This window comes from Leclercia sp. M50 (assembly GCF_037150775.1).
Lineage (GTDB): Bacteria > Pseudomonadota > Gammaproteobacteria > Enterobacterales > Enterobacteriaceae > Enterobacter.
Window position 1 is genome coordinate 1 of record NZ_JBBCPK010000175.1, and the last position, 4,765, is coordinate 4,765.

Here is a 4,765-nt window from a genome sequence, read left to right on the forward strand (position 1 = left end):
GAACTGCGGGTTAAGCGCAGCGGCGACTGGCTGACGCTGGACTTCCCGGCATGGGGTTGTGAGGCGGTGGAAAACCCTCCCGAACGGCTGTTCAGCACCCTGGGTATCCGTGAGGCGAAAGAGGTGCGGGCAGGGCGCGATTATATGGTAGTGCTGGAAAACCAGCAGCAGGTTGAGGCCCTAACCCCGGATATCGACGGCATGATGCCGCTGGGTAAGATGGTCTGCGTCACCGCCCCGGGAGATGAGTATGACTTTGTCAGCCGCTTCTTCTGCCCGGGCGAAGGGGTGGCGGAAGATCCGGTTACTGGCTCCGCCCACAGCATGTTGATCCCTTACTGGAGCGAGAAGCTGGGGAAAACCGCGATGCAGGCTCGCCAGGTCTCCGCCCGCGGGGGCGATCTGCGCTGCGAGCTGAAGGGCGACCGGGTATTAATTGGTGGCCAGGCGGCGCTCTATCTGAAGGGCACCGTGTTCCTGCGTTAGCATCATAAGCCCGGCGGCGCTGCGCTTGCACGGGCCTACAAAACCCCGCAGGCCGGGTAAGGCGCAGCCGCCACCCGGCAAATTCCATGCCGCACTCGCCGTAGGCCGGGTAAGGCGCAGCCGCCACCCGGCAAATTCCATGCCGCACTCGCCGTAGGCCGGGTAAGGCGTAGCCGCCACCCGGCAAATTCCATGCCGCACTCGCCGTAGGCCGGGTAAGGCGTAGCCGCCACCCGGCAAACAGGCCGCACCAATCACGCCAGCGACGCCCCCCCGCACAGCACCAGCTCCTGCCCGGTGACGGGCGCAGCCTCTGCGCTCAGCAGATAGCTCACCATTGCCGCTACCTCTTCCGGGGCGATCAGCCTCCCCATCGGCGGCACTTTTGGCGGCGATGCTTCCCGACCTGGCGCGCTCAGCATCGGCGTCTGGGTTGCCCCCGGCGCGACCACGTTGGCGGTGATCCCCCGCGGCGCCAGCTCTGCCGCCCAGCTGCGCACCATGCCTACCAGCGCCGCTTTGGTGGCGACATACTGCGACCGGCCCGCGGCGCCGCGTGAGGTACGGCTGCCGATAGCCACCAGCCGCCCACCGGCGCTCATCCGTGGGGCAAAGTGGTTGAACAGGATCTCGGCGGCGTGAATATGCAGCCCCCACAGGCGGGCGCTGACTGCCGGATCCAGCTCACCGAGCGGGGCGGCAGCCATCATCCCTGCGGCATGAACAATCGCCTGTGGCACCGGAAGGGCGTTGAGCGCGGCGGTAAATGTGACAGTGTCACTTAAATCAATGCTCAGGCTGGTGAAGTGCGGATGGGGGTTGTCCACACCGCGACGACTGATCCCCATTACCTGCCAGCCCTCGGCCAGCAGGCGGTTAACGATCGCTTCGCCGATGCCGGAGCTAGCCCCCGTGACGATGGCTGAACGCATATCACCCCTCCAGCAGCGCGCGCGGCACTTTAAACACCGCCTTACGCACGGTCATGGGTTCATCCACGGCACACAGCGCCTGATGGGGTTCCCCGGGCAGAAACACCGCAAAATCGCCGGCGCGCAGGGTGATACTCACCGGATGCACCGCGCCGGAAGCGATAAAGAGATCCGGCTTGCGTTCTTCATCGTCCGCCTGGGCCAGCGACTGCATGCCGGCGTGAATGATCTCTTCACCCGCCAGCACCACCTGAATATCGGCCCACTGATGGTAATATTCAGTATGGCGCTCGGCCTGCGGCTGGGTCTGCGCCGGGCCGATATGGCAGAACCACGCACAGCCTTCCGGCTGCCAGCGTCCGTCATCCCGGACGTTCAGCGCCGCCAGGGTACAGTCCGGGCGACGGAGGATCTCACTGAGAGCGCAGGGCAGCCCTGCCAGCGGCAGGGCGTTAAGGTGACCGATAATCACTGTTGCGACTCCTTCACCCATTCCGGCGATATGCGCACATATTTGATCGCCTGACGGAACCAGGTGTAGGCGATATGCAGCGTGCCGTCGGAGCTCTGCTTGATGCTCGGATAAGAGAACTCACGGTTGAGCTTCTCCAGCGAGTTGTTGGTCATACAGTAGCCGTCGCCTTCATCGAGATTGCGCTGCCAGGGCCAGCTTTTCCCGCCATCGTTGGAGATTGCCACCGTCATCGGCGCGCGCGGTGCACCCCAGAACGCGGCGCGGCCATCGGTCACTTCCGGCTCTTTACGCCCGTCGCCGTCGTCGATCTCGTCATACAGCGAGGCGCGGCGCTCCAGGGCTCCCGCCGCGCTCATGTGGTTAAACACCAGCGCCAGCTCGCCGCTGGCAAGGGTGGTGACCTGAATCGACGAGTTGTTGTTCGGCAGCTCAGTCGGCTCCGGCACCGACCAGCTTTCGCCGTTGTCCAGCGACTGGCTGATGTAGATATTATCCGCCCAGCGGCTGCGGTAGAGCGCCACCAGATTGCCGTTTTTCAGCGCCGTAATGTTCATGTGCACGCAGCCCAGGCTCTCCGGCACCTCGACATCGCGCCAGCTTATCCCCTGATCTTCAGAGACTTTCACCGCGCTGATGTCGTCATTACCCACCCATTTCTCACCCGGACGGGTGCGGCAGTAAAAGACCGGCAGCAGCCAGTTGCCGTTATCCAGCACGACGATCGGCTGGCGAATAAAGGTGCCGGGCTTATCGAGCAGGGTGGCGATCTCCCCCCAACTCTGGCCCAGATCCTCAGACTTGCGGTAGCGCACGATGGCGGTATCCTGGTTGCCGGAGATCTGCGCGGTCCACAGCAGCCACAGCACGTTGTCCGGGGCGAGGAAGAGGACCGGGTTCTGCTCTGAGCGGCTGGCGTCGTCGGAGAGCTTCACCGCCGCGCTCCACTGATTGCTGCCGGGGGCCAGGCGCGACCCCCACACCGAAATATCAGCGATCCCTTCCTGGGTGCCGCCGAACCAGACGCACATCAGGGTGCCATCCGGCAGCGGCAGCAGATTGGCTGCGTGGTTCTGCGGGCAGGAAGAGGGCAGCATTGCCGTTTCCACGCGGGCATCCTCTGGCTGCGGGCGAACAATCCCGTCACGGGTTACGGTTACAGACATATCAAACTCCATTATGTTGAACAGGGGCATGCGCTTTGCGATCCGCTTTATTCGGGATGATGCGGTCGAGAACCATAATCACCGCCGGGGTGATCAGCGCGATGTACATATTGTTAATACCAAACGGGTCGCCCAGCAGATACCACAGCGAGGTCATCACACAGGCACCAATCAGGCCAGCGTTGGCACCGCGGGTGCTTTTGAAGAACGGGGCGTAGAAGGCGATCACCGCCACCACCGAAATCGACAGACGAATGGCGCGGGTGAAGAACGACAGCTTCAGCACTTCCGGTACCAGCAGGACGAAGATCAGCGGCAGGAAGCCAATCAGCAGCGACAGCCAGCGGGTCGCTTTAAACTCCTGCTCCGGGGTCGGGTTGCGGTAGGGTACATAGAAATCTTTCACCACCAGCGAAGCGATAGCCAGCGCCACGGTACTTACGCTGACGAAAATCGAAGCCACAAGTGACGTTGTCACCAGACCGGCCAGCCACGGATTCATGTCCTGCAGGAAGATCGGCATGGCGTAGAGGCTGTCGATCTCCGGGTGCAGATACTTCGCCGCCACGCCAATCACCGCAATCGCCAGGGCAATCGGCAGGCAGAAGAAGAAGGCGACCCAGGTGGAGCGTTTGGCCGACTTCACATCTTTAGTGGATGAAATCGCCTGGATAACAAACTGGGTACAGAAGATGGAGCCGATGGTGCCGATCAGCCAGGCAAAGATGGTGCTGGCGCCGATGTTGCCGTCCCAGGTCCAGTAGTAGCTCGGCATCTGCTCAATCATTGGCGTAAAGCCGCCGGTTTTAGAGAGCGCGAAGCCCATGATGATCAGGATGCCGAAATATTTCAGGGCGCTGTGCAGCAGCGTCACCCACGCCACCCCCTTCATGCCGCCAAAGGCGAAGTAGAAGGTACTGACAACCGCGGTAATAAAGGCTGCTACCGGCAGGTTGACCTTCAGCACGGTAGAGATCGCCGCCGCGCCGGAGACATAGTTGCCGACGTTTACCAGCAGCAGGGCGTAGATCATGATGATGGAGATGATGTTTTTGGTGCTGGTGCCGTACTTCTCGGCAATCGCCCCGGAGATGGTGATTTTGCCGGTGTTATAGATGCGCTTCACCAGCAGCAGGCCGAACAGCGGGAAGCCGATGGCTGCGCCAATCACTGACCAGGAGGCGGCAAAACCATCCTCGAACGCCGCCTGGGCGGTCCCGATGGTGGACTTGGCACCGATATATTCAGACATCAGCAGGATCCCGACGATAAAGGCCGGCATCGCCCGGGAGCCTTCCATAAAATCACCGGTGTTTTTACTGCGCAACCGGAAGGTCAGCCAGGTGGTAAACAGGATGTAGACAATCACGATGCCTACGATGATCAGAGTATCTTCAGCGGTAAAATTGTTCATCTTTGCCTCTCTTCAGGGCGTAGGAAACCTAGGCACACCCGGTGCCCGGTATTCTTATGGACGAAATCAAACGCCGGTTACTGCAGTGACTTCGTCACTATCTGGCGGATCTGTTCAGTCTGTTGCGCATCGAAAGCCACCGCGTAGCGGCTTTCACCCACCTCTTCGCCCATCACCTGCAGCGCTTTTTTTACCGCCGCCGGAGAGAAGGCCACTTTATACAGATTCGTGCGCAGTTCGGTCACGCCATCCTGCGCCCGAGGCGAGCCCTCAACATCGCCCGCATGGAAACGCG

The 4,765-nt window shown here is 61.6% G+C and carries 5 protein-coding genes and 1 pseudogene; 1 reads left to right on the plus strand and 5 read right to left on the minus strand.

Annotated features, from left to right (window positions below):
* Nucleotides 1–486: PhzF family phenazine biosynthesis protein (locus WFM46_RS22865; protein ID WP_336998620.1), on the plus strand; the 486-nt coding region annotated here is incomplete at its 5' end.
* A gap of 254 nt (nucleotides 487–740) precedes the next feature.
* Here WFM46_RS22865 and WFM46_RS22870 read toward each other — a convergent pair.
* The 5 genes and pseudogenes from WFM46_RS22870 to WFM46_RS22890 form a co-directional block, all read right to left on the minus strand.
* Nucleotides 741–1,418: an SDR family NAD(P)-dependent oxidoreductase gene (locus tag WFM46_RS22870; protein ID WP_336998621.1), complete on the minus strand. Its 678-nt coding sequence runs from the start codon at nucleotides 1,416–1,418 to the stop codon at nucleotides 741–743.
* 1 nt (nucleotide 1,419) lies between these two features.
* Nucleotides 1,420–1,890 (minus strand): YhcH/YjgK/YiaL family protein, encoded by a 471-nt coding sequence (locus WFM46_RS22875; protein ID WP_336998622.1) that lies wholly within the window; start codon nucleotides 1,888–1,890, stop codon nucleotides 1,420–1,422.
* Entirely contained in the window at nucleotides 1,887–3,056 is a 1,170-nt protein-coding gene (locus tag WFM46_RS22880; RefSeq protein WP_336998623.1) for a sialidase family protein, read from the minus strand. Before WFM46_RS22880 ends, WFM46_RS22875 begins: the two co-directional genes overlap by 4 nt.
* A 1-nt stretch (nucleotide 3,057) precedes the next feature.
* Nucleotides 3,058–4,470: a sodium:solute symporter family protein gene (locus tag WFM46_RS22885; RefSeq protein WP_103179564.1), complete on the minus strand. Its 1,413-nt coding sequence runs from the start codon at nucleotides 4,468–4,470 to the stop codon at nucleotides 3,058–3,060.
* Between the two features lie 77 nt (nucleotides 4,471–4,547).
* Nucleotides 4,548–4,765 (minus strand): annotated as a pseudogene (locus tag WFM46_RS22890) (dihydrodipicolinate synthase family protein); the annotation flags it as partial.

Excerpts from the sequence above, each read along its gene's own strand:
- WFM46_RS22880 (WP_336998623.1), bottom strand. The coding sequence starts at position 3,056 with ATGTCTGTAACCGTAACCCGTGACGGGATTGTTCGCCCGCAGCCAGAG.
- WFM46_RS22870 (WP_336998621.1), bottom strand. The coding sequence starts at position 1,418 with ATGCGTTCAGCCATCGTCACGGGGGCTAGCTCCGGCATCGGCGAAGCG.
- WFM46_RS22885 (WP_103179564.1), bottom strand. The coding sequence starts at position 4,470 with ATGAACAATTTTACCGCTGAAGATACTCTGATCATCGTAGGCATCGTG.